The sequence below is a fragment of the Methylobacterium sp. JK268 genome (genome assembly GCF_054052225.1).
Genome location: NZ_JBSVZN010000012.1, coordinates 1 through 22,066, shown reverse-complemented (window position 1 = coordinate 22,066; position 22,066 = coordinate 1). Strand labels below are relative to the sequence as shown.

Annotated in this window: 19 protein-coding genes and 1 pseudogene; 8 read left to right on the top strand and 12 right to left on the bottom strand. The window is 69.0% G+C overall.

Annotation, left to right across the window (positions count from 1 at the left end):
* Window positions 1-195 precede the first annotated feature (195 nt).
* The 5 genes from ACW9J6_RS14670 to ACW9J6_RS14650 all read right to left on the bottom strand — a co-directional run bounded on the left by ACW9J6_RS14670 (window position 196) and on the right by ACW9J6_RS14650 (window position 5,941).
* Window positions 196-426, bottom strand: a complete 231-nt coding sequence (locus ACW9J6_RS14670; RefSeq protein ID WP_457117223.1) for a DUF6429 family protein — start codon at window positions 424-426, stop codon at window positions 196-198.
* Between the two features lie 138 nt (window positions 427-564).
* A complete protein-coding gene (locus ACW9J6_RS14665; protein WP_457117222.1) occupies window positions 565-2,001 on the bottom strand; it encodes a mannose-1-phosphate guanylyltransferase/mannose-6-phosphate isomerase in 1,437 nt (478 codons plus the stop codon).
* Between the two features lie 298 nt (window positions 2,002-2,299).
* On the bottom strand, window positions 2,300-3,805 hold the full coding sequence (locus ACW9J6_RS14660; RefSeq protein ID WP_457117221.1) for a phosphomannomutase/phosphoglucomutase: 1,506 nt from the start codon (window positions 3,803-3,805) through the stop codon (window positions 2,300-2,302).
* Between the two features lie 146 nt (window positions 3,806-3,951).
* Window positions 3,952-4,920, bottom strand: a complete 969-nt coding sequence (locus ACW9J6_RS14655; protein ID WP_457117220.1) for an NAD-dependent epimerase/dehydratase family protein — start codon at window positions 4,918-4,920, stop codon at window positions 3,952-3,954.
* A 28-nt stretch (window positions 4,921-4,948) separates the two neighbouring features.
* Window positions 4,949-5,941: a GDP-mannose 4,6-dehydratase gene (locus ACW9J6_RS14650; protein ID WP_457117219.1), complete on the bottom strand. Its 993-nt coding sequence runs from the start codon at window positions 5,939-5,941 to the stop codon at window positions 4,949-4,951.
* A gap of 198 nt (window positions 5,942-6,139) precedes the next feature.
* Here ACW9J6_RS14650 and ACW9J6_RS14645 point away from each other — a divergent pair, with 198 nt between their 5' ends.
* The 3 genes from ACW9J6_RS14645 to ACW9J6_RS14635 all read left to right on the top strand — a co-directional run bounded on the left by ACW9J6_RS14645 (window position 6,140) and on the right by ACW9J6_RS14635 (window position 10,478).
* Window positions 6,140-7,456, top strand: a complete 1,317-nt coding sequence (locus tag ACW9J6_RS14645; protein WP_457117218.1) for a UDP-glucose dehydrogenase family protein — start codon at window positions 6,140-6,142, stop codon at window positions 7,454-7,456.
* Window positions 7,457-7,530: 74 nt separating this feature from the next.
* Window positions 7,531-8,484 carry a UDP-glucuronic acid decarboxylase family protein gene (locus ACW9J6_RS14640; RefSeq protein WP_457117217.1) on the top strand — a complete coding sequence of 318 codons (954 nt, stop codon included), beginning with the start codon at window positions 7,531-7,533 and terminating at the stop codon, window positions 8,482-8,484.
* Between the two features lie 1,058 nt (window positions 8,485-9,542).
* Window positions 9,543-10,478, top strand: coding sequence for a hypothetical protein (locus ACW9J6_RS14635; protein ID WP_457117216.1), 936 nt, complete (start codon window positions 9,543-9,545; stop codon window positions 10,476-10,478).
* A 473-nt stretch (window positions 10,479-10,951) separates the two neighbouring features.
* Here the strand turns inward: ACW9J6_RS14635 and ACW9J6_RS14630 are convergent, their stop codons facing one another.
* A complete protein-coding gene (locus ACW9J6_RS14630; RefSeq protein WP_457117215.1) occupies window positions 10,952-12,838 on the bottom strand; it encodes a tetratricopeptide repeat protein in 1,887 nt (628 codons plus the stop codon).
* 179 nt (window positions 12,839-13,017) lie between these two features.
* Window positions 13,018-13,932 carry a metallophosphoesterase gene (locus tag ACW9J6_RS14625; protein WP_457117214.1) on the bottom strand — a complete coding sequence of 305 codons (915 nt, stop codon included), beginning with the start codon at window positions 13,930-13,932 and terminating at the stop codon, window positions 13,018-13,020.
* Between the two features lie 192 nt (window positions 13,933-14,124).
* Here ACW9J6_RS14625 and croR point away from each other — a divergent pair, with 192 nt between their 5' ends.
* Window positions 14,125-14,589 (top strand): 3-hydroxybutyryl-CoA dehydratase, encoded by a 465-nt coding sequence (gene croR / locus ACW9J6_RS14620; protein ID WP_457117213.1) that lies wholly within the window; start codon window positions 14,125-14,127, stop codon window positions 14,587-14,589.
* Between the two features lie 9 nt (window positions 14,590-14,598).
* Complete coding sequence (locus ACW9J6_RS14615; RefSeq protein WP_457117212.1) at window positions 14,599-15,411, top strand: TrmH family RNA methyltransferase; 813 nt, start codon at window positions 14,599-14,601, stop codon at window positions 15,409-15,411.
* A gap of 5 nt (window positions 15,412-15,416) precedes the next feature.
* Here the strand turns inward: ACW9J6_RS14615 and ACW9J6_RS14610 are convergent, their stop codons facing one another.
* Complete coding sequence (locus ACW9J6_RS14610) at window positions 15,417-15,854, bottom strand: hypothetical protein (RefSeq protein ID WP_457117211.1); 438 nt, start codon at window positions 15,852-15,854, stop codon at window positions 15,417-15,419.
* 168 nt (window positions 15,855-16,022) lie between these two features.
* On the opposite strand from ACW9J6_RS14610, the gene crtI reads away from it, so the two are divergent.
* From crtI to ACW9J6_RS14595, 3 genes are all read left to right on the top strand, one after another.
* The gene (gene crtI, locus ACW9J6_RS14605; RefSeq protein ID WP_457117210.1) at window positions 16,023-17,600 is read left to right on the top strand and encodes a phytoene desaturase family protein; all 1,578 of its coding nucleotides are present in this window, start codon (window positions 16,023-16,025) and stop codon (window positions 17,598-17,600) included.
* Window positions 17,597-18,034, top strand: a complete 438-nt coding sequence (locus tag ACW9J6_RS14600) for a DUF2141 domain-containing protein (protein WP_457117209.1) — start codon at window positions 17,597-17,599, stop codon at window positions 18,032-18,034. Before crtI ends, ACW9J6_RS14600 begins: the two co-directional genes overlap by 4 nt.
* Window positions 18,035-18,128: 94 nt before the next feature.
* On the top strand, window positions 18,129-18,332 hold the full coding sequence (locus ACW9J6_RS14595; protein ID WP_457117208.1) for a hypothetical protein: 204 nt from the start codon (window positions 18,129-18,131) through the stop codon (window positions 18,330-18,332).
* Window positions 18,333-18,562: 230 nt separating this feature from the next.
* Here the strand turns inward: ACW9J6_RS14595 and fixJ are convergent, their stop codons facing one another.
* The 4 genes and pseudogenes from fixJ to ACW9J6_RS14575 all read right to left on the bottom strand — a co-directional run.
* Window positions 18,563-19,177, bottom strand: a complete 615-nt coding sequence (fixJ, locus tag ACW9J6_RS14590) for a response regulator FixJ (RefSeq protein WP_457117207.1) — start codon at window positions 19,175-19,177, stop codon at window positions 18,563-18,565.
* Complete coding sequence (locus ACW9J6_RS14585) at window positions 19,167-20,720, bottom strand: PAS domain-containing sensor histidine kinase (RefSeq protein ID WP_457117206.1); 1,554 nt, start codon at window positions 20,718-20,720, stop codon at window positions 19,167-19,169. Before ACW9J6_RS14585 ends, fixJ begins: the two co-directional genes overlap by 11 nt.
* Window positions 20,721-20,831: 111 nt before the next feature.
* Complete coding sequence (locus ACW9J6_RS14580) at window positions 20,832-21,506, bottom strand: helix-turn-helix domain-containing protein (RefSeq protein WP_457117205.1); 675 nt, start codon at window positions 21,504-21,506, stop codon at window positions 20,832-20,834.
* A gap of 277 nt (window positions 21,507-21,783) precedes the next feature.
* Window positions 21,784-22,066: pseudogene (locus tag ACW9J6_RS14575) on the bottom strand (hypothetical protein); the annotation flags it as partial.

The following is a 22,066-nucleotide window of genomic DNA, read 5'->3' as shown; positions in this document are numbered from 1 at the left end:
GACGCACGGATCCAGGCCGATCTCTGGCCGGCACGCCGGACCGGCTCCAGGTCTCCGGCGGACGGTGCGCGGCGAACGACCGCCCCCTCCGCAAGGCGGTGGGTGCCCCCAGCGCCCGAGACAGCCCATCCGGCCGACATCGGCCCCGGGTCAGCGCAGGACGTGAGGAACTGGTCTGACCACTACTCGCCCCGCTCAGGTCGACCGCGCGAACAGGGCGCCGAACAGCGGCTCCGAGCGCTGCAGCCCCTCCTCGGTGAGGACGACCGATTTCGCGCGGCCGACCGGATCGTCGATCAGGCCCTTGCGGTGCAGGCGGCCGAGCGTCTCCCAGTCGAATTCCTTCCAGGCCCGGTTGCGGTCGTGGAGCGTGAGCCAGAGCAGGGCGAGCACGGCGTCGTCGACCCGGTCCTCGTCGATGTCCATGGGAGTTTCCCGCGCACGGGGCCTCCCGCCGACGGGGGCCGCGCCCGGCGCCATGCTGGCGCGGCGCGGCCGGCCGCGCCAGCCCCGCGCCGCGCCGATCCCCAGGGCCATCGCGATGGGGCGCCCGCCCCGCCGGGCTCACTCCTGGCGGCCGTACACGTCCTCGATGCGGATGATGTCGTCCTCGCCCGTGTAGCTCCCGACCTGGACCTCGATCAGCTCCAGGGGGATCTTGCCGGGATTGACCAGCCGGTGGACGCAGCCGATCGGCAGGTAGATCGCCTCGTTCTCGTGCACGAGCGAGACCCGCTCGTCCACGGTCACCTCGGCGGTGCCGTGCACCACGATCCAGTGTTCGGCCCGGTGGTAGTGCTTCTGCAGCGAGAGCCGGCCGCCGGGCTTCACGGTGATCCGCTTCACCTGGAAGCGCTGGCCGATGTCGATCCGCTGGTAGGAGCCCCAGGGCCGGTACATCAGCTGGTGCGCGTCCGCCTCCGGGGCGCCCTGCCCCCGCAGATCCTCCACCAGGGCCTTGACCCCGGCGCCGGCCTCGCGGCTCGTCACCAGCACCGCGTCCGGCGTCGTCACCACCACGACCCCGTCGAGGCCCACCACCGTCGTCAGGATGTCCGCCGAGCTGTGGACGAGGCTGTCGCGGGCCTCGCGCACCGCGACCCGGCCCCGCAGAGCGTTGCCGGCCTCGTCCTTCGGCAGGATCTCCCACAGCGCCCCCCAGGTGCCGATGTCGGACCAGGGGAAGCTCACCGGCAGCACGCCGCAGCGCCGCGTGTGCTCCATGACCGCGTAGTCGATCGAGATCTTGGGCGCCTGCGCGAAGGAATCCGGGTCGAGCCGGATGAAGTCGAGGTCCCGGCGCGACTTGTCCAGGGACTGGGTGGCGGCCTCCAGCACCGCCGGCGCGAAGGCCCGCAATTCCTCGATCATCACGTCGGCCCGGAACAGGAAGTAGCCGCTGTTCCACAGGGCGCCCTCGGCGATCAGGCCCTCGGCGCGGCGCGCATCCGGCTTCTCCAGGAAGCGAGCGACCTGTCGGGCGCCCGCCCCCCCGGCCTCGCCCGCGAGCGGCGCGCCGGGCTGGATGTAGCCGTAGGCGGTGGCGGGCGCCGTCGGGGCGATGCCGAGCGTCATGATGGCGCCGTCGCGGGCCGCGACCGCGGCCGCCTTCGCGGCCGCCACGAAGGCCGGCGTGTCGCCGATCACGTGGTCGGCGGCGAGGATCAGCACCAGGGCCTCGCGGTCGGCACGCGCGGCGTTGAGCGCCGCCACCGCCACCGCCGCGGCGGAGTCCCGGCGCTGCGGTTCGAGCAGGATATCGGCCTCGACCCCGGCCGCCGTGAGCTGCTCGCCGACGATGAAGCGCGCGTCCTGCGCGGTGATGACGGTGGGCCGCGCGAACACGCTCCCGTCCGCCACTCGCAGCGCCGTGGCCTGGAAGGAGGAGCGCTCCGCCTCCGCCAGCGGGATGAACTGCTTGGGGTGGCTCTCGCGCGAGGCGGGCCACAGCCGCGTGCCCGATCCGCCGCAGAGGATCACGGGATGGATGAGGGTGCTCATGGCGTCACCGTCGGTTCGAGGATCCTTCGGCGGCACGCGGCGCAGGGATCGCGCCACGTCCCGCTGCGGGATGGAGGACCCGGTCGCGGCGGACCGGATCCTCCGGACAACAGGGGCCGACACGGGGGGCGTCGGCGTTGGTCCGGAGCGGGATCCGGCGGAGCCCGCTCCACGTCTCTGGTCTCACGGCCTGTCCGGCGACGAACCGGTCGTCGTCCCGTCGCGCGACGCCCTCGGCCGAGAACCCTCCGGCAGGCACCGTTCCAGCAGGAATCGTTCCAGCCGGTTCCGGTTCGGCCTAGATGGTCTGGTTGTAGGCGCCGACCTCCGCGTTCTCGCGCAGTATCCCGTCGACGCCCTGGAACATCGCGCGCAGCCGCGCCTCGGAGACCGGGCTCTCGACCACGACCACCAGCTCCGGCTTGTTGGAGGAGGCGCGCACGAGCCCCCAGGTCCCGTCCTCGGTCACGACCCGCACGCCGTTCACCGTGACGAGGTCGACGATGCGCGCGCCGCCGATCGGCTCGCCCTTCTCCTGCAGGGCCCGCATCCGGGCGGTCACCCGATCGACCACGCCGTACTTCACCTCGTCGGCGCAGTGGGGCGACATGGTGGGCGAGCCCCAGGTCTTGGGCAGCGCCCGGTAGAGGTCGGCGAGCGAGCGGCCGGGATTGCGGTCGAGCATCTCGACGACCGCGATCGCCGTCATCAGCCCGTCGTCGTAGCCCCGCCCGATCGGCGCGTTGAAGAAGAAGTGGCCCGACTTCTCGAAACCCGCCAGGGCGTTGAGCTCGTTGACCCGCCGCTTGATGTAGGAATGGCCGGTCTTCCAGTAATCCGCCTTGACGTCCCGCGCCCGCAGCTCTGGATCGGCCGCGAAGAGGCCGGTCGACTTCACGTCCACCACGAAGGTGGCGCCCGGATGCAGGTGGGAGAGGTCGCGGGCGAGGAGCACGCCGACCTTGTCGGCGAAGATCTCGTGGCCCTCGTTGTCCACGACGCCGCAGCGGTCGCCGTCGCCGTCGAAGCCGAGCCCCACATCGGCCCCGGTCGCCCGCACCGTGTCGGCGATGGCGTGCAGCATCGCCATGTCCTCCGGGTTGGGATTGTAGCGCGGGAAGGTCGCGTCGGCCTCGGTGTCGAGGGGCACGACCTCGCAGCCGAGCGCCTCCAGCACGGCCGGCGCGAAGGCCCCGGCGGTGCCGTTGCCGCAGGCGGCCACGACCTTGAGCTTGCGGGTGAGGGGCTTCGTGCGCGAGAGCAGGTCCGCCTGGTAGCGCGCCGCGAAGTCCGGCACGAAGGCGTAGGCGCCGCCCTCGCGGGTCCGGAAGGCGCCCGAGAGCACGATCTCCTTGAGGCGGGTCATCTCGGCCGGCCCGAAGGTCATCGGCCGCTCGGCCCCCATCTTCACGCCGGTCCAGCCGTTGTCGTTGTGCGAGGCCGTCACCATGGCGACGCAGGGGCAGTCGAGGGCGAACTGCCCGAAATAGGCCATCGGCGACAGGCAGAGCCCGATATCCTTCACCCGCAGGCCCCCGGCCATCATGCCGGCGATGAGCGAGAGCTTGATCGCGGCGGAGTAGGAGCGGAAATCGTGCCCGGTGACGATGTCGGGGCGCACGCCCAGTTCGTGCACCAGGGTCGCGAGCCCGAGGCCGAGCGCCTGGACCCCCATCAGGTTCAGGTCCTTCGGGTAGAGCCAGCGGGCGTCGTACTCGCGAAAGCCGGTCGGCGCCACGAGGGGCAGGGATTCGAACGCGAAGCTGTTCGGGGCCAGCGATCCGTGCGGCGTGGGAAACGTCATCACTCTCATCCTGCCCTTCTGTTGCCGGAGGCGGTGCTCCGTCGAGAGCCGGATCCGATCGCGCGGCGATCCGGCCGGCTCCTGGTCCATGGTCGCGCCGCGGCCTCCGCGGCGCGTGGGGATCCGCCGCGGCGGGCGGCCCCTCTCTAGCCTCGGCCGAGGCGGGCCCTGGCGTCGTCGAGCACGTCCGCCAGGGTCTCGTCCAGGACCCGCCGCGGCCGCCAGCCGATGGCGGATGCGAGCGCCGCCGCGTCTCCGCACGCGATCGGGATCTCGGACGGGCGCAGTCGGTCGGGGGCGATCCTGACTTCGAACCGGGCGCGGGCGAGCGCGGCCAGTCCGGACAGGACGCTCTCGATCGCGCGCGCCCTCCCGGAGCAGATGTTGTAGAGGCTGGTCTTGTCCAGTCCGTCGGCGGCCGCCACGAGGTCCGCGTAGGCCTCCGCGACGTCGCGCACGTCCAGGATGTCGCGTCGCGCCGCGAGGTTCCCGACCTCCAGCACCGGCGGCGTCAGCCCGGCCTCGATGCGGGCGATCTGCGCTGCGAAGGAGGCGACCGCGAAGCGCTCGTCCTGCCCGGGACCGATCTGCGTGAAGGGCCTGAGGATGACCAGGCGCCCGGCGGCCGCGCCGAGCACGTCGGTCAGCAGCTGCTCGCCGACGCGCTTCGTGGTCGCGTAGGGGCCGACCGGCGCCGGCGGCACCGCTTCGCTCACCGGCTGCCCCGGCAGGAAGGCCCGTCCGTAGACCTCGCCCGAACTCACGAAGAAGAGGTTGGCGGCCGGGCACTGCGCCAGGATCGCCTCGGCCAGGATGATCAGGTTCCCGACATTCGCCTCCCAGGCGGCGAGCGGCCGGGCCGCGCCGCCGGCCACGGAAGCTTGCGCCGCGAGGTGGAGGATGTCGGTCGGGGCGAGGTCGCGCAGGATCGCCGCGACGGCCCGCCGGTCCGCGAGGTCGGCCGGGACGGGCACGACGCCCTCCGGCAGGGGGACCGCCCCGGCTTTGCGCGCGAGGCCGTGCAGCACGGCCCCGGGACCGAACCGCGCCCGCAGCGCGACGGCCGCGTGGCGGCCGACGAACCCGGTCGCGCCCGTGATCAGGATGCGCCTCACGCCCGCGCTCCGGCGGTCGCCGGACCGGTCATGCGGCGCGCAGGCGTGCGAGATCCGCGTCGACCATCTCGGTGATCATCTCCTCGAGGGTGATGTGGGGCACCCAGCCGAGAACGCGCGCGGCCTTGGCGGGGTTGCCCAGCAGCTCGTCGACCTCGGCCGGGCGGAACAGCGCCGGGTCGATGACGAGGTGGTCGTCGAGGGCGAGGCCCGCATGCGCGAAGGCGATCCGGCACATGTCGCGCACCGTGGTCGTGCGGCCGGTCGCCACCACGTAGTCGTCCGGCGCCTCCTGCTGCAGCATCAGCCACATGGCGCGCACGTAGTCCCGCGCGTGGCCCCAGTCGCGCTTGGCGTCGATGTTGCCGAGGCGCAGCTGCGTGGCGAGGCCGAGCTTGATCCGGGCGACCCCGTCCGTGACCTTGCGGGTCACGAACTCGACGCCGCGCAGGGGCGATTCGTGGTTGAACAGGATGCCGTTCGAGGCGTGCAGCCCGAAGCTCTCGCGGTAATTGACGGTCATCCAGTGGGCGTAGAGCTTGGCCACGCCGTAGGGGGAGCGGGGATAGAAGGGGGTCGCCTCGCTCTGCTCCCGCTCCTGGATCCGGCCGAACATCTCCGAGGAGGAGGCTTGGTAGAAGCGGGCCCGCGGCGCCATGATGCGCACCGCCTCGAGCAGGTTCGTCGCACCGAGGCCGGTGACCTGCCCGGTCAGGATCGGCTGCTGCCAGGACGAGGCGACGAAGGATTGCGCCGCCAGATTGTAGACCTCGTCGGGCGCGACGTCGCCGACGATGCGGATCAGGCTCGACAGGTCGATCAGGTTTCCATCGATGAGGGTGACGTCCTCGGCGATGCCGAGCCACTTGAGGCGGTGGTCGAAGATCCCGGCATGGCTCGACCGGCGCACGATGCCGAAGACCTCGTAGTCTTTCCCGAGCAGAAGCTGCGCCAGATAGGCGCCGTCCTGGCCCGTGATGCCGGAAATCAGGGCACGTCTGCGCGTCGTCTCCGTCGCCATGCTTCCCATCCTGAGCGTGCAGCGATCGGTATTGACGCGTTCTGGTCGAGTCAAGCGTGGCCGCAATACCGTGGTCGGATCGTGCCCGCTCCCGGATCCTCTCGGCGGCCGGCAAACGAAGGGACGGCCCGCACCGTTGCGGACGGTGGCGGAGCCCTGTATTCCGCGCGATGAGAGCGGGATTCGAGGGGTGAAGCGATGCGCGTGGCGATGGTCGGGTCCGGCTATGTCGGACTGGTCTCCGGGGCGTGCTTCGCCGATTTCGGCCACACGGTCACCTGCGTCGACAAGGATCCGGCCAAGATCGAGGCCCTCAAGGCCGGGCGGATGCCGATCTTCGAGCCGGGCCTCGACGCCCTCGTGGCCGAGAACGTCCGCCAGGGCCGGCTCACCTTCACGACCGACCTCGCCGAGGGCGTGGCGGAGGCGGACGCGGTGTTCATCGCGGTGGGCACGCCCTCCCGGCGCGGCGACGGCTTCGCGGACCTGTCCTACGTGCACCAGGCGGCCCGCGACATCGCCCGGGCGCTGACCCGCTTCACCGTCATCGTCACCAAGTCGACGGTGCCGGTCGGCACCGGCGACGAGGTGGAGCGGATCATCCGCGAGACCCGGCCCGACGCGGAATTCGGCGTGGTGTCGAACCCGGAATTCCTGCGCGAGGGTGCGGCGATCTCCGACTTCAAGCGCCCCGACCGCATCGTCATCGGGGCCGAAGAGACTCGCTCGGCCGAGGTGATCAGCGAGCTCTACCGCCCGCTCTACCTCAACCAGGCGCCGATCCTGATCACCACCCGGCGCACGGCCGAGCTGACCAAGTACGCGGCGAACGCGTTCCTGGCCACCAAGATCACCTTCATCAACGAGATGGCGGATCTCTGCGAGAAGGTCGGGGCGGACGTGCAGCAGGTGGCCCGCGGCATCGGGCTCGACAACCGCATCGGCTCGAAGTTCCTGCATGCCGGGCCGGGCTACGGCGGCTCCTGCTTCCCCAAGGACACGCTGGCGCTGGTCAAGACCGCGCAGGACGCGGGCGCGCCGGTGCGGCTCGTCGAGACGGTGGTGTCGGTCAACGACCAGCGCAAGCGGGCGATGGCCCGCAAGGTGATCGCGGCCTGCGGCGGCTCCGTGCGGGGCCGGACGATCGCGGTGCTCGGCCTGACCTTCAAGCCCAACACCGACGACATGCGCGACGCGCCCTCGCTCGCCATCATCGCGGGGCTGCAGGATGCGGGCGCCCGGGTGCGGGCCTACGATCCCGAGGGCATCGAGCAGGCGCGCCCGCTCCTCACCGGGGTCGAGTACGCTGAGGACGCCTATTCCTGCGCCGAGGGCGCGGACGCGCTGGTGCTGGTGACGGAGTGGGACGCCTTCCGGGCGCTCGACCTCAAGCGGCTGCGGGCCGCGATGGCGGCGCCGGTGCTGGTAGACCTGCGCAACGTCTACCGCCCGGAGGACGCGCGCAAGCACGGCTTCACCTATACGAGCGTCGGCCGGCCGGCGGCGCAGGCCTGACGGCCGCGCCCCCGCCGCCTCCCCGATCCCCAGGGGCCGCCCCGCGGCGCGCTCCGGACCATTCCGAGACGACCATGCGCTACGGCAACATCAAGAAGATCCTGGTGACGGGGGGCGCCGGCTTCCTCGGCTCGCATCTCTGCGAGCGGCTGCTGGCGCAGGGCCACGAGGTGCTGTGCCTCGATAACTTCTTCACCGGTACCCGCCACAACGTCCGGCACCTGCTCGGCCAGCCCGGCTTCGAGCTGATGCGGCACGACGTGACCTTCCCGCTCTACGTCGAGGTCGACGAGATCTACAACCTCGCCTGCCCCGCCTCGCCGGTACACTACCAGTTCGACCCGGTCCAGACGACGAAGACCAGCGTCCACGGCGCCATCAACATGCTGGGGCTGGCCAAGCGGGTGAGGGCGAAGGTGCTGCAGGCCTCGACCTCCGAGGTCTACGGCGACCCGGAGGTGCACCCGCAATCCGAGGAGTACTGGGGCCGCGTGAACCCGATCGGCTTCCGCTCCTGCTACGACGAGGGCAAGCGCTGCGCCGAGACGCTGTTCTTCGACTATCACCGGCAGCACAACGTGCAGATCAAGGTGGTGCGGATCTTCAATACCTACGGCCCGCGCATGCACCCGAACGACGGGCGCGTGGTGTCGAACCTGATCGTGCAGGCGCTCAAGGGCGAGGACATCACCCTCTACGGGGACGGCGAGCAGACGCGCTCGTTCTGCTACGTGGACGACCTCGTCGAGGCGATCCTGCGGATGATGAGCACCGGCCCGGAGGTGACGGGCCCGATCAACATTGGCAATCCGGGCGAGTTCACGATCCGCCAACTCGCCGAGGTCGTGCTCGAGGTGACGGGCTCGCGCTCGAAGCTGGTGTACCGCCCGTTGCCGCCCGACGACCCGAAGCAGCGCCGGCCGGACATCACCAAGGCCAAGCAGGTGCTCGACTGGGAGCCGACGGTGGAACTCCGGGAAGGGATCGGGAAGACGGTCGCATTCTTCAGGACTCTATTGAATACATAGAGCGTCGGGGGGCTCTCACGTGTCTCATCCGGTTGCGGCCACTCCGGAGCGATGCTCCACGGAAGCATGGCCGATCTGGTTTGGGAAATTTGGCGGAATCAGAGGCCCTGAGCGCCGCGCGATTGCAACGCGATGCGCGCCGCCGGTCGGTTAGGTGTCGGGGTTCCGCCTGACACGTGGTCGAGCCTGCTTGCGCAGGTTTCGCGCTATTCTGATGGGCTGTGTGATGAACATCGCGGGCCCGCACCAAGGCTGTGACCGGGATGCCCCGATGGCCGTCTCCCCGTTGCGCCGGTCGAAGCGTCGACCGTGTCAGCGTCGATATCGACCGTGGCGCGTTGGCTCCGATGCGCACGCCTGACATTCTGCCGGATACGCGGGGCGGATGCCGACCACCGTGCCCGAGGGAGACGGCGATCGACCGGCCGGCGGTGAGGCGGAGAGGGGGCCCGACGCGGTCAGACCGAACCGGTGACGGCATACGATCGCCGGGAGAATGTTTACGTCTCGGCCAGCCGGCGCCTCGGTTTGAGATGACGACGGCCGACAATGAGCATTGTAAGCGTGCTAACTTGTTATATAATACGATAGTACTTAGGGAGAGCTACTTCAAGGCCGAACAAGAAACCCGATTTACCGTGGATGCTGGCGCCAATGTAATGCCATCATGGCTTTGCTCTTGCATCGGATGGAATCACACACTCGCCACGGTCGAGGGTATCCAATGTTGATTAGTGCCACGAATGGGGGTATTGCACATGTATAATGTCTCAGTCGTTGACCAAGGTGCGTTTCATCTCGTGGAGCGATGCGAGGGGGCCGATAATATATATATATATTTCGCTCCTGTGCTCGTACCTCCCGGTGTTTATATCGGACGTCATGTATTAAGTTCTGCACACGCTCACCGTATATACCTCAATTGTGCGGACAGTCAGTGGTTTCTGGACGGAGTTCCCGGTTTCGGCGATTCGATCGAGGGGACGCGGCGGAGGCTGAAGGAAACAGTCGACAGCCTCCGCAACGCAGATACGAAAATTATCACGTTCGGCGGCTCTATGGGCGGCTACGGGGCAATCTTGTACGGAGCCCTGATCGACGCAGATTTCGCAATCGGCATGGGGACGGAGTTCATCCTCAATATTGTCGGTGGCGCGAGTCCAGGGCATTTGAACGGCAGAGACTGCCCTTTGAATATCTATGAAGAAATTAGAAACTCAAAAGTTAAAGTATTTCTTTATACAGGAGAAGGATCCATAACGGATCTCGTTTGCGCTCTATCGGCCACGGAGTTGTGCGGATCTGAAAAGATACAACATATCAGCGTACGCGGCTTGATGCATACGTTGCCGAACTACATTCAGATAAAATATGATTTGAAGACGTTTCTTGATGCTGCCGCGAAAGGTTCCATGCGTGAGCTGGAGGCGCAAGATACTGGGCGAATGCTCAATTATCCAGAGCTCATCCGTGCCTGTTATGCCGTCGAACGATCGATGTTAATTCGTGCTGACGATCTAGGGAAAAATTCCGAGCGGCTGTCTCGAATCGCCCATTACTCCGATATCGACGAAGAGTGCAGGAGTTTCGCATTCAATACTCTTGCTAATTATGAAAGATCGCGCGGAAATCTGTCCAAAGCGAAAGAGTATGCTACGAATGCAGTCAATATGGCTCCTGATTTTTTATGGAATGCAGCCACAGCCGTTAAAATCGCTGATGACATGAATGATATTGAAGCTCTCATAAAATATTGTCCTATTGTAGAAAAGTTGACTCAGGAAGGAGTATTTTTAAATGACCCAAATGCAACATTCATATGCGGAAAACATGCTTGGCGTGATCGAAGAGACTATGCTAAGGCCCTGAAAATAATGAAGTCTGTAATCGCGAAAAATCGCCATCACGAGGCAGCTTGGGTCGTAGTTCAGGCCGTATATAAAGATCTGCTTGGTCATGCCATGCATATGGATCTGCAGGCATTCCTGGAATAGCGTCCATGCGGAAAAATTTCTTGCCATATTCTTCATGAAGTCGGCTGACCATGGAGTGGACACGGTTCATTTGGGGCCGTGTGGAAGGCTCTCGCCGTTTCGGAGAATTGCGACGCCGGCGCCCGGGATGCGGGCCGGCCTCCGTCGTGACGAGGGCTGCAGCGGGGAGGCCGGCTTCTGCTGGACGGGAATTCGGACGCCTCAATCTCGCATCTCAGCAACGAGACCGATCGAGCCAGGGGACCGCTCAGGTCCCGACGCAGCTTCGCCGCGGCCCCGTTCCAGACCTCGCCTACCGCCCACCGATGAGCGGAGGCGCCGCGATCTCCGATGAACGGTGCGAGTCCGCGACACGGCCCGCGACGGGGGCGCCGTCGCGGGCTGTTCCAGCAGCGCCCCGCACCGTCTCGCTCGCCGACCGGCACTGCGGACCGACAGGATATCAAGTACCGGCATCCCATTCTGAGAAAGATTTAGCTGCCGGCTTGCCACTTTGCTCGGGCGTCCTTCAGCATCGATGAGACGCCGGGTATCGCGAGCGTCGCGGCCTCGTTCTCCGCGTCGGGCGGTACCATTTCCATGGCGCGGGCAAAGTTCGCGGAATCGTCGTTCCTCAAGGCCGTGGCAGCGAGGACGATGGCATGGACGACGCTCGGAATGAGCGTGAAGGCGGTGACGGCGGCGCGATGAGCCTCCTCCCACTCCCCCAGGCTCGCACAGATTTCCGCGAGCTGTCGGTTCGCACCGGCATGAGGCACGTCGAGGACCATGGCGGCCTTCTGTGTTTGATAAGCTTCCACGTATTTGCCCGAAGCCTTGTACCGATCGGCCAGCCGGTAGCGTGTTCCAAGATCCGTGATCTTTCCGGATCTGACCGCATCTCCCAGAATGACAAGCGCCTCCTCCGAGCGATCGGCATGGTCCAGCTCTCGCGTATAGCGCTCTATAAAATGATTCGATGAGATGATTTTGGGCAACGTCGCTTCCACTCTGGGGTGCATGCTGCCGAATAACTCTTTAATGATGTCTGCGACACGATGTGAAAACACGTCCGAGAATGAATAATGGGAGATGTCCTCGACGATCGCAGCGGAGCGGTCGGCAGTGATGATGTCCGGAAGCCTGGCCGCGACCGTCGCGGCACGCTGAATGGGATACCATTGCTCCGCGACGGCATCCCTGTCGCGCGCCGTGATCGCGAGAGCGAACAGGGCGAACGCTTTGCGATGGTGGTTCTTCGCCCGAGAAAGCTCGCCGAGGACGAAGAACAAGCCGTCTTTCGGCGCCGATTTGAGTTCTTGATCGGTGAGCAGTTCTTCTAACTTGCCATCTGCCGCCGCTAGATCGCCCCGTGAGATCGCTTCGAAAATTTCCAGCGATCGCAGGCTGATGATGTGGTTGAGAGACCATGTTGTGCCTGTATTCTGTTGATGTCTCAGGGCTCGGATCACATCATCGCAGCTAAATTTGATATCGGGCGCGATGTAACCGTGATAAGGATAGCGGACAAAATCGATGCCCATCGATTGGAGATGAGATCCCAATTCGCGATGGATGAAATCCCAATTTTCCCTGTCTATGACAAGTTTACCAAAAACACGACAATATTTATCAATCGCTTCAGATTTTCCGATGGCAAGACTGTCATCCGCCCATAGTTGACCTTCGATTTTCCCGTCGACCAGAATGCATTTTTCTGTGCACGAACTGGAAATGAAAGCTTCATCGATCGTGTTCAGCAGGAAATCAGGCCGCATACGGATGACGTAGTCAAATTGACGACCGCGCTTTCGCTCGAGGCGTCGCTTGATCTCGTTGACCCTCCAGGCCTTGTAGAACATGCGCATCGAATTCGGATCAACCCTCTCCGCTTCGAAAGATAAATCCAAAACGTCGGAATCTTCAATATCGATGATAGCGTCGGGGAAATAGCTTCTAACTATCGTCTCGATTCGATCTTCGTCGGCCTGGACGTCCGCGTCATGACCCTCGAGCTTATGCTTGGTCTCATCGTAGAGAGCAGGTAGGAATGAAGAGAGAGACGTCCCAAACCAAGACCAGCTAATAGCGCTTGCTGCGTCTGGTTCGAACATGCGATAGGCTTGCGATGCACTCACGGTTCCGTCGATGCGTCGGCCGATCTTCGACCATGTCGACAGAATGACTGTCACGCTGTGATTGCTGCAGGCGGCCCTTAAGTTTTCAAGTGCGATTGCCGGAGAGCGAAGTTGTCCGCTGAGACAAATACAAATCCGAGCATCGGACTCGAATTTTACTTTCGAAGAAACGGATTCGATTTTCGTCGCCACCACGTGCTGGATTTGAGATCGGCGAAAAAAATTGCGCCATGTCTGAAACATGATTTCGTTTTCCAGAACTGCAGCAGCTGTGATTTATAGACCTCGCTTGCTCTGTCAATCGCTTTTGTGTCGGTATTCGCATGCGTCAGAGCTGATAAATCCGCTGGGCGAAGGTCGAGACCATCCGTCCGACCGGTCTTGCGCGCCCGTGTGCGGCAACCGCCGTGGGCACCCCGATCTCAGCGGCGATCGGATGCTTCGCACGCGCTCGCGGACCGGGCATCTACCGCGACCACCCGCCCCGGATCGAAGCTCTTCCCCTCCACGGGGTTCGCCACGCAGCGCGTCCCGTGCAGGACGAGGTCGTGCGCGGCGTGGAAATGCCCCGAGATCCACAGCACAGGCCGTGCGGCCGGTGCCAGATCCTCCAGCAGCGTCGTCGCGTAGAAGGCCGGCACCCACCAGGGCACGCCCGGGGCGTCGCGGTAGCGGTCGGCGGATTCGGCGATGGGCGGGTGGTGGGTCACCACCACGGTCGGCCCGGCATGCGGCACCGCGAGCGCCGCTTCCAGGCGGGCGCGGTCGCGGGCATGCGCCGCCATCGCGGCCTCGGGGGTCCAGGGGCTGCAATCCCCCAGCCGGATCGCCCGGAACTCCCGCGAGCCGGTGAGCGGATCGGTCATGCGGGCGGCCGCGTAGGCCACCGGGTCGGCGGGCCGGGCCGGGGCGTCGGGGGCGAGCCAGCGGCCGGCCAGGGACCAGTCGCTCCACAGCGTCGCGCCGACGAAGCGCACGCCCGCGATCACCGTCCCCTCCCCGGCCCGCAGCAGCGCGATCCGGCGCCACCCGGCCTCCCGGTTGATCCGCTCCGCCTCCGCGGCGAGGGCCGCGAGCAGCGCCGGCGCCGTGCGGCGATCGCCCGCCGGCGCGTAATGCTCGTGGTTGCCCGGCACCAGCACCACCGGGCGGTCGCCCGCGAGGGCGAGCAGCACCGCCAGGCCGCGCTCCGGCTGCCCCTCCCAGACGTCGCCCGCGCAGACGAGGACGTCGAAGGCCTCGGCGAGCGGCGGGAGGTCGGCGGGCTTGCGCCGCTCCAGGTGCAGGTCGGAGAGGGGCAGCAGGCGCAGGGGCGCCAAGGGGGCGTGGCCGGGCATCCTGTCGCTCCGTCGTGCGGGACCGGGCCCGCGTCTATGCCCCGCCCGCGCGGGGCGCGCCAACCCTCGGGGCCGGGCGGAGTCCCGGTCCCGACCTTCGTGCACTGGATTCGTCCGGCAACCTGTGCGAGGCCGCACGACGCGCGGGCGCCGCGCCGGGGCGCGCCCGCGCGCCAGAGGGAGAGACACGCGATGCTGCCCGAACTGCGCGTTCTGTACTTCGAGGATCTCGCCGTCGGCATGGCCGAGACCCTGTCGAAGACCATCTCGTCCTCCGACGTGGTCGGCTTCGCGGAGATCACCGGCGACCGCAACCCGATCCACCTCTCGGAGCATTTCGCGGCCCGCACGCCCTTCGGCACGCGCATCGCCCACGGCCTGTACACGGCGGGGCTGATCTCGGCGGTGCTCGGCACCCGCCTGCCGGGGCCGGGCGCGGTCTATATCAGCCAGAGCCTGAACTTCCGCGCCCCCGTGCGCATCGGCGACACGGTCGACGTCACCGTCGAGGTGGCCGAACTCGTCCCCGAGCGCCGCCGCGCCCGCCTCACCTGCACCTGCAGCGTCGGCGGCGAGACCGTCCTCGACGGCGAGGCGCTGGTGAAGGTGCCGACCAAGGCCGAGGCCGATCCCCTAGCGGCCCGCGCCAAGGGCTGACGCCGCCCCTTGCTCGACCCGGTCCGCATCGACGATCCCGCCGACCCGCGGCTCGCCGCCTACGCGGCCATCCGCGAGCGCGACCTCGTCGGGCGCCAGGGCCGCTTCGTCGCCGAGGGCGAGGTGGTGCTGCGGGTGCTGCTCTCCGGGCGGGCCCGGTTCGGGATCGAGTCGGTCCTGCTCTCGCCCGAGCGCCTGCCGGGCCTCGCGCCCGCCCTGGCGGCGGCGGCCCTCGCCGCCCCGGTCTACGTGGCGCCCCGCCCGGTGATGGGCGCGCTCGCCGGCTTCCCGATCCACCGCGGCGTGCTGGCGATCGGGCTCTCCGGTCCGCCGCCGGACCCGGATTCCCTGGTGCCGGCGGGCCCCGCGCTCCTCCTGGGCCTCGTCGGCCTCGCCAACCACGACAACGTCGGCGGCCTCTTCCGCAACGCCGCCGCCTTCGGGGCCGACGCGGTGCTGCTCGACGCCGCCACCTGCGATCCCCTCTACCGCAAGGCGATCCGGGTCTCGGCCGGCACCGCCCTGACCCTGCCCTTCGGCCGCGTCCCGGACGGGGAGGCGCTCATCGCCCTCTGCGCGCGCCACGGCCTCGAACCCCTGGCGCTGAGTCCCTCGGGCGCGGAGGATCTGGTGGCGCTGCCGCCCCTCTCCCGGGCGATGCTGCTGCTCGGCACCGAGGGCACCGGGCTCCCCGAGGCCCTCATGGCCCGCGCCCGGCGGGTGCGGATCGCCATGGCGCCGGGCGTCGACTCGCTCAATGTCGCGGCGGCGGGCGCGGTGGCCCTGCACCGGATCGGGGGCGGGCGGCTCTCCGGGGGCTGATCGCGTCAGCCGCCCGGCAGCGCCTCCGGCACCGTCTCGGCGTCCTGCGCCTCGCCGTGCACCGCCCGGCGGATCAGCCGCTCGGTCGTCTCCTCGAAGAACACCTGCATCTCCTCGTGCAGGGCCGTGAACGGCGCCCAGACCACCGCGTCGAAGACCGAGCGCGGCGCGCGCACCATTACGGTCGTGCGGCGCTGGCGGGCGTAGCGGTAGGGGCGCAGGCCGTAGCGGCGGCAGAGCGCGATCAGCAGCCGGGCCGACCACGCGTCCGGCACGGTGAGCTTCAGCTCGACCGGTGGCTCGCGCCGCGCCGTCTCGGCGAGGCGCGCCCGCAGGCGCCCCAGCGCCGCCTCGGCCGCGTCCCGCTCGCCCGCCGTCGCGGCGCCCGCGAACAGGCGCTCGGCCTTGCGCAGCCGCTCGCGCAGCCGCTCCTCGATGTCCATCCGGATCCCCCGTCCCGCCCGGTCCCTGGCGCGCGATCCTGTCACGCTCCGTCCAGCGCGACAAAGAGCGGCAATTGCCGCTGCGGCCGCGCGCGCCAAACTAGGCCGTAGGGGGAAACCGCTTCATCCGGACGGTTCATCCGGACCAGACGCCTGAGGAGCGACGCGTTGCTTCAGCCGCGAGAAGGCTACCGCACCCTGTCGGGGCGGCGTGCGGTGGTGGTGGGGGCGGGGCCCGGCGGCCTGGCGGTGGCGCTGCTCCTCGCGCGCGAGGGCGTCCACGTCACCCTCGTCGAGAAGGACGATTGCGTCGGCGGCCGCACCCGCACGGTGACGGCGCCGGGCGGCTACCGCTTCGACATCGGGCCGACCTTCTTCCTCTACCCGCGCATCCTCGCCGACATCTTCGCCTCCTGCGGCGAGCGGCTGGAGGACCACGTCCGGCTCGAGCGCCTCGATCCCCTCTACCACCTCGTCTTCGAGGGCGGCGGCGAGATCCGCGCCTCCTCGGACGTGGCCCGGCTCCAGGCCGAGATCGCCCGGCTCGCCCCCGCCGACGCGGCGAACGTGCCGGCCTACCTCGCGGACAACCGCGCCAAGCTCCAGGCCTTCCGGCCGGTGTTGGAGCAGGCCTTCGACACCCTGCGCAGCCTCGCCTCGCCGGCGATGCTCCGGGCCCTGCCGCTGCTGCGCCCCCACGCCACGGTCGACCGCGACCTGCAGCGCACCTTCGCCGATCCGCGGGTGCGCCTCGCCTTCTCGTTCCAGACCAAGTACCTCGGGATGTCGCCCTTCCGCTGCCCGAGCCTGTTCACCATCCTGAGCTTCCTCGAATACGAGCACGGAGTGTTCCATCCGGTGGGCGGCTGCGGGGCGGTGTCGGAGGCGATGGCCGGGCTCGCCCGGCGGCTCGGCGTCGACATCCGGCTCGGCACCACCGTCGACCGGGTGCTGTTCCGCGATGACCGCGCCGTCGGCGTCGAGGCCGGGGGCGAGCGCATCGAGGCCGATTCGGTGGTCGTCAACGGCGACTTCGCCAAGGTGGTGCGGGCCCTGGTGCCGGAGCGGCACCGTCCGCGTTGGCGGGACGCCAAGCTCGACCGGGCGCGGCTCTCCTGCTCGACCTTCATGCTCTATCTCGGCATCGAGGGCCGGATGCCGGAGGGCCTGGGCCACCACACGATCCTCCTCGCCGAGGATTACCGGCGCAACATCGCGGAGATCTCCGGCGGCACCCTGCCGATGCAGCCCTCGCTCTACGTGCAGCACGCGGGCTTCACGGATGGCGGCATGGCGCCCCCCGGCCATACCAGCCTCTACGTGCTGGTGCCGGTGCCGAACCTGCGCGCCGGGATCGACTGGGAGGCCACCCGGGCGGGCTACCGCCGCCTCGTCCTCGACCGGCTGAAGCTCCTCGGGATCCCCGACATCGAGAGCCGCATCCGCTACGAGCGCATCGTCGACCCGACCCACTGGCGCGACGACTTCGCGGTGAACGAGGGGGCGACCTTCAACCTCTCGCACGATCTCGGCCAGATGCTGTATTTCCGCCCGCACAACCGCTTCGGGCGCGGCCTCTACCTCGTCGGCGGCGGCACCCATCCGGGCTCCGGCCTGCCGGTGATCTACGAGGGCGCCCGCATCACGGCGCGGCTCCTGCTGGAGGATCTGGCCCGCGAGCGCCGCCCCGCCCTGCCGGACCTCGCGCCGCCCCTCGAGGTCGCGCCGCCCCGGGAGGCCACGTGAGGGCGCGCGCCGCGCTGATCCCGGCACTCCTGTCGGCGCTCGTCCCGGCGGCGCCCGCGGCCGCGGCCGACCTCGTCGTCGATCTCGACGGGGCGCAGCCGGGGGCGGGCGCGGTCTACGTGGCGCTCTGCGCCGGGGGGCTGACGGAGGAATCCTGCCGCCTGGGCCAGAACCAGCCCGCGAGCGCCGCGCGGCTGCGCTTCGGCTTCACCGGGGTGCCCCCCGGGACCTACGCGGTGGCGGCCTTCCAGGATCTCGACGGGGACGGGCGCCTCACTCGCACGCCGCTCGGCCTGCCGCGGGAGCCCTACGGCTTCTCGAACAATGCCGGCCGCGGCGGCCGGCCGGATTTCGCCGCCGCCGCCTTTCGGCTCGCCGAGCCGGGCGCGACGATCCGCGTGCGGCTCCAGCGGGCGCTGCCGCCGACGCGCTGAGGGGCCGGCGCCGCTTGCGGCGCCGCGGGCCCGGAGTCACAAAGGATCCGACCCGAAACCGGTGCGGTCCGCTCCGGAGCCGGAGGACTCCGCCTTGCCTCACGATGGTCTGGAGATCGACCTGCGGGCGAGCCCACGCGGCGGGCCCGCCCTGCCCCCGCCCCGGCCGGCCAACGACAACCGTCCCGACCGCCGCATCCGGCGCCTGGACGTGCTGGCGCTCAGCCTCCTCCTGACCACGACGGTGACGCTCGGCGTGGCGGTGGCGGAACTCGGCCTCGCGGCGCGGTTCCACTAAATGGAATGCGCCCGCAAGACATCGTCGTTGCGGTGAGATTTGAGCCCTGCGTCGAAGATCGTGACGCGGGGAACCTCTCGCTCAAGGAGGCGACCGTCAACGCCCCTGACAGACTCATCGGCTGAACACCTCTGGAAGACACAACACGCCTCCGTTCAGGTGATGAGTCGATCACGGATCCTTCCGCCCGCGGTAAGATATGGGATCAGCTTGATCGCCGCGGATGAGGCTCAGGCGCTGCGCCCGCCCGCCACGAGGGCCATGCGCACCAGTTCGGAGAGGCTGCCGGCCCGCATCTTCGCCATCAGGTTGGCGCGGTAGATCTCGACCGTGCGCGGACTGATCCCGAGGTCCCGGGCGATGACCTTGTTGGCCTTGCCGGCGACGAGGGCGTCGAGCACCTGTCCCTCGCGCGCCGAGAGCGCGGCGACGCGCCGGCGGAGGTCCGCCGCGGCGGCGTCCTGCTCGGCGCTCTCGCGCCGGCGGTCGAGGGCGGCCCGGACGATCGCGAGGAAGACCTCGTCGTCGAAGGGCTTCTCGATGAAGTCGATGGCGCCCTCCTTCATCGCCGCCACGGCCAGCGGCACGTCCGCGTGGCCGGTCATCACGATCACCGGTGCGGCGTCGCCCCGCGCCCGCAGCCGGCGCAGCAGTTCGAGGCCGTCGAGGTCCGGCATGCGCACGTCCGTGACCACGCAGCCCGTGACCTCCGGGACGGCGTCGAGGAGGGCCGCGGCCGAGCCGTGCAGCCGCACCGGCAGCCCGTCCGAGGCGAGCAGGAAGGCCAGCGACCGCCGCACCGCCGCGTCGTCGTCGACCACGTGCACCACCGGCTCAGCGGACATCGTCGAGCTCCCGCCTGTCGACCGCCCTCAGGGTGAAGCGGAAATCGGTCCCCTGCCCCGGGCGCGATTCCACCCGGATCTTGCCCCCATGGGCCTCCACGATGGTGCGGCAGATCGACAGGCCGACCCCCATGCCGTGCGCCTTCGTCGTCACGAAGGGCTGGAACAGGCGCGCGGCCACCTCCGGCGCGAGGCCCGGGCCGGTATCGGCCACGCCGATCTCCACCAGCCCCTCCGCGGGCAGCGCCCGCGTGGTCACCCGCAGCGCGCGCCGGGGTGCGTCCTGCATCGCCTCGATGGCGTTGCGGATGAGGTTCAGGAGCACCTGCTGCACCTGGATGCGGTCGGCGAGCACCAGCGGGGCGTCGGGGTCGAACGCGAAGGTGACGCGCACGCCGCATTCCTTGGCGCCGACGAGGGCGAGCGCGCTCGCCTCCTCGATCAGCTTCGGCAGCCCCTCGATGTGCCGCTCGCCCTCGCCGCGCGAAACGAATTCCCGCAGGTGGCGGATGACCTGGCCCGCCCGGAGCGCCTGGTCGGCGGCCTGGTCGACCGCCTCGGAGAGGAGCGCCGCCTCGGGCGCCTGCAGGCGCTGCAGCAGGCGGCGGCAGCCCTTCAGGTAGCTGGCGATGGCGGTGAGCGGCTGGTTGATCTCATGGGCGAGCGTCGAGGCCATCTCGCCGAGCGCCGTGAAGCGCGACATGTGCACGAGCTCGGATTGCAGCTCCTGCAGCCGCGTCTCGGTGCGCCGGCGCTCGGTGAGGTCGCGGATGAAGCCCGTGAAGTAGCGCGCCCCGGCCGAGCGCATCTCGCCGACCGCGAGTTCCATCGGGAAGGTCGCGCCGTCCTTGTGCTGGCCCACCACCACGCGGCCGATGCCGATGATGCGCCGGTCCCCGGTGGCGAGGTAGCGGGCCATGTAGGTGTCGTGCTGGCTGCGGTAGGGCTCCGGCATCAGGACGCTGACGTTCTGCCCCTCCACCTCCTCGGGGGCGTAGCCGAACTGGCGCACGGCGGCGGCGCTGAAGGAGCGGATCTGCGCCTGCTCGTCGATGACGATCATCGCGTCCGGCACCGTCTCCAGGATCGAGCGCAGATGCGCCTCGCGGGCGCGCAGCTCCTCCTCCACCTGCCGCTGCGCGTGAATGCTGAACACCACGCCGCGCAGGTGGGCCGGCCGCCCGTCCGGGTCCCGCGTCACCCGGCCCCGCGCGCGCACCCACAGGGTCTGTCCGTCGGGCCGCAGGACCCGGTACTCGACCTCGTAGCCCCCGCCCGTCTCCAGGGCGTGCCGGATGGCCTGCGCGCGGGCGTCGCGGTCCTCCGGATGGACGAGGTCCTGCGTCGCGGCGAGGGAGGTCAGGCGCTCGGGCGGGACGCCGAACAGCCGGATGCTGCCGGGTGAGACCGTCACGCGGCCGGTCGCGATGTCGAGCGACCAGACGCAGACCCCCGCCTCGTCGAGGGCGTTCCGCAGCGCCTCGACGCTGAGCGACCCGTTGCCGGCCGGATGGGGGCTGGAGGCGTCTGCGGGATCCGTCATGGCAGCCGCGAGCCCTGGGGCAGAGGCCCCCGGTGCTGCGGGGCCGGGGGGCTTGAGGAGTCTGTCCTAGACCGCGGCCCTTCGCCGGGCAACATTCCGGCCGGGTGCCGGTCAGCCGTCCAGGCGCCGGAGCGCCGCCTCGTCCTTGAGCACGACGGAGCGCCGGTGGGCCGGGAGCGCGATGAGGCCCTCCCGCTCCAGCTGCGTGAGCGTGCGCGAGACACTCTCCATCGTCAGGCCGAGATGGTCGGCGATGTCGGCCCGCGACATCGGCAGCGCCACGGGGCCGCCGGCCCCGGCCCGCTCCGAGAGCCCGAGCAGGAAGCTCGCGACGCGCTCCCGGGCGGATTTCCGGCCCAGCAGCACCATGTGGTCCTGCGCCCGCTCCAGCGCCCGCATCATGGACGCGACCACCTCGCGCGCGAGCGGACCCTCCTGGCGCACCAGCGCGTCCCGGTCGCTGCGGCGATGGACGCCGACGAGGGTGTCGGTCACCGCGTCGGCGCCGGAGCGGCGCTCGCCCCCGGCCTCGATGCCGAAGATGTCGCCCGGCAGGTGGAAGCCGTCGATCTGCCGCCGCCCGTCGCTCAGCAGCCGGTAGGTCCGCACCGCGCCGGACACGACCCGGTAGACGGCCGCGGCGCGGTCGCCCTCGGCGTAGATCTCCTCGTCGGCCTCGAAGCGGCGGCGCGTCTCCGGTCCCAGGTCCTGCGGGACGCGGGTGGCCGGCGCGAGCCCGAGGCCCGGCGCGGGGGCGAGGCTGGCGGTGGCGAGGGCGAGCGGCATGGGGATCCTCGTCGGGAACGCGTGACGGGGTCCATGGCTACGCGGCCGGAGGCGGCCGCGACATTCCGGTTCAGCTCTTAAGGGAATCTCCCTAGGGACCGGGTTCGACCGGATCGAAGGGCCGCCGTCTCGGCCGCCGGGTACGCGATCATGATTTCTTGGGCGACCCCGCGCCTTAGAGCATTTTCCAACGAGGTGGATACCGGTTCGTCGCAGAAAATGCGTAAAGATCAAACACCTAGAGCAGTGTCCGATTGCAACGTGATCGGATACTGCTCTAGGCGACCTGCCAGACCTGGGTGCCGGCGTAGCCGCTCAGCACCAGGCTCTGGTGCCCCGACCCGTCCACGTCCGCCAGCGCCCGCACCGTCGTGGCGCTGTCCCAGCCCTCCTGGTAGCCGAAATCCCCGATCGTCTTCGTCGGGTCCATCGCGAAGCTCAGGTGACCGGAGGCGTCCCGCGAGCCCAGCGCCACGAAGGTCGACGAGGCCCCGAACCCCACGATGTCCGGCGTCCCGTCCCCGTTCACGTCCCCCACCAGCCGCGGTGTCTGCGCGTTC

Excerpts from the sequence above, each read along its gene's own strand:
- ACW9J6_RS14670 (WP_457117223.1), bottom strand. The coding sequence starts at position 426 with ATGGACATCGACGAGGACCGGGTCGACGACGCCGTGCTCGCCCTGCTC.
- ACW9J6_RS14665 (WP_457117222.1), bottom strand. The coding sequence starts at position 2,001 with ATGAGCACCCTCATCCATCCCGTGATCCTCTGCGGCGGATCGGGCACG.
- ACW9J6_RS14660 (WP_457117221.1), bottom strand. The coding sequence starts at position 3,805 with ATGACGTTTCCCACGCCGCACGGATCGCTGGCCCCGAACAGCTTCGCG.
- ACW9J6_RS14650 (WP_457117219.1), bottom strand. The coding sequence starts at position 5,941 with ATGGCGACGGAGACGACGCGCAGACGTGCCCTGATTTCCGGCATCACG.
- ACW9J6_RS14645 (WP_457117218.1), top strand. The coding sequence starts at position 6,140 with ATGCGCGTGGCGATGGTCGGGTCCGGCTATGTCGGACTGGTCTCCGGG.
- ACW9J6_RS14640 (WP_457117217.1), top strand. The coding sequence starts at position 7,531 with ATGCGCTACGGCAACATCAAGAAGATCCTGGTGACGGGGGGCGCCGGC.
- ACW9J6_RS14635 (WP_457117216.1), top strand. The coding sequence starts at position 9,543 with ATGGGCGGCTACGGGGCAATCTTGTACGGAGCCCTGATCGACGCAGAT.
- ACW9J6_RS14630 (WP_457117215.1), bottom strand. The coding sequence starts at position 12,838 with ATGTTTCAGACATGGCGCAATTTTTTTCGCCGATCTCAAATCCAGCAC.
- ACW9J6_RS14625 (WP_457117214.1), bottom strand. The coding sequence starts at position 13,932 with ATGCCCGGCCACGCCCCCTTGGCGCCCCTGCGCCTGCTGCCCCTCTCC.
- croR (WP_457117213.1), top strand. The coding sequence starts at position 14,125 with ATGCTGCCCGAACTGCGCGTTCTGTACTTCGAGGATCTCGCCGTCGGC.
- ACW9J6_RS14610 (WP_457117211.1), bottom strand. The coding sequence starts at position 15,854 with ATGGACATCGAGGAGCGGCTGCGCGAGCGGCTGCGCAAGGCCGAGCGC.
- fixJ (WP_457117207.1), bottom strand. The coding sequence starts at position 19,177 with ATGTCCGCTGAGCCGGTGGTGCACGTGGTCGACGACGACGCGGCGGTG.
- ACW9J6_RS14585 (WP_457117206.1), bottom strand. The coding sequence starts at position 20,720 with ATGACGGATCCCGCAGACGCCTCCAGCCCCCATCCGGCCGGCAACGGG.
- ACW9J6_RS14580 (WP_457117205.1), bottom strand. The coding sequence starts at position 21,506 with ATGCCGCTCGCCCTCGCCACCGCCAGCCTCGCCCCCGCGCCGGGCCTC.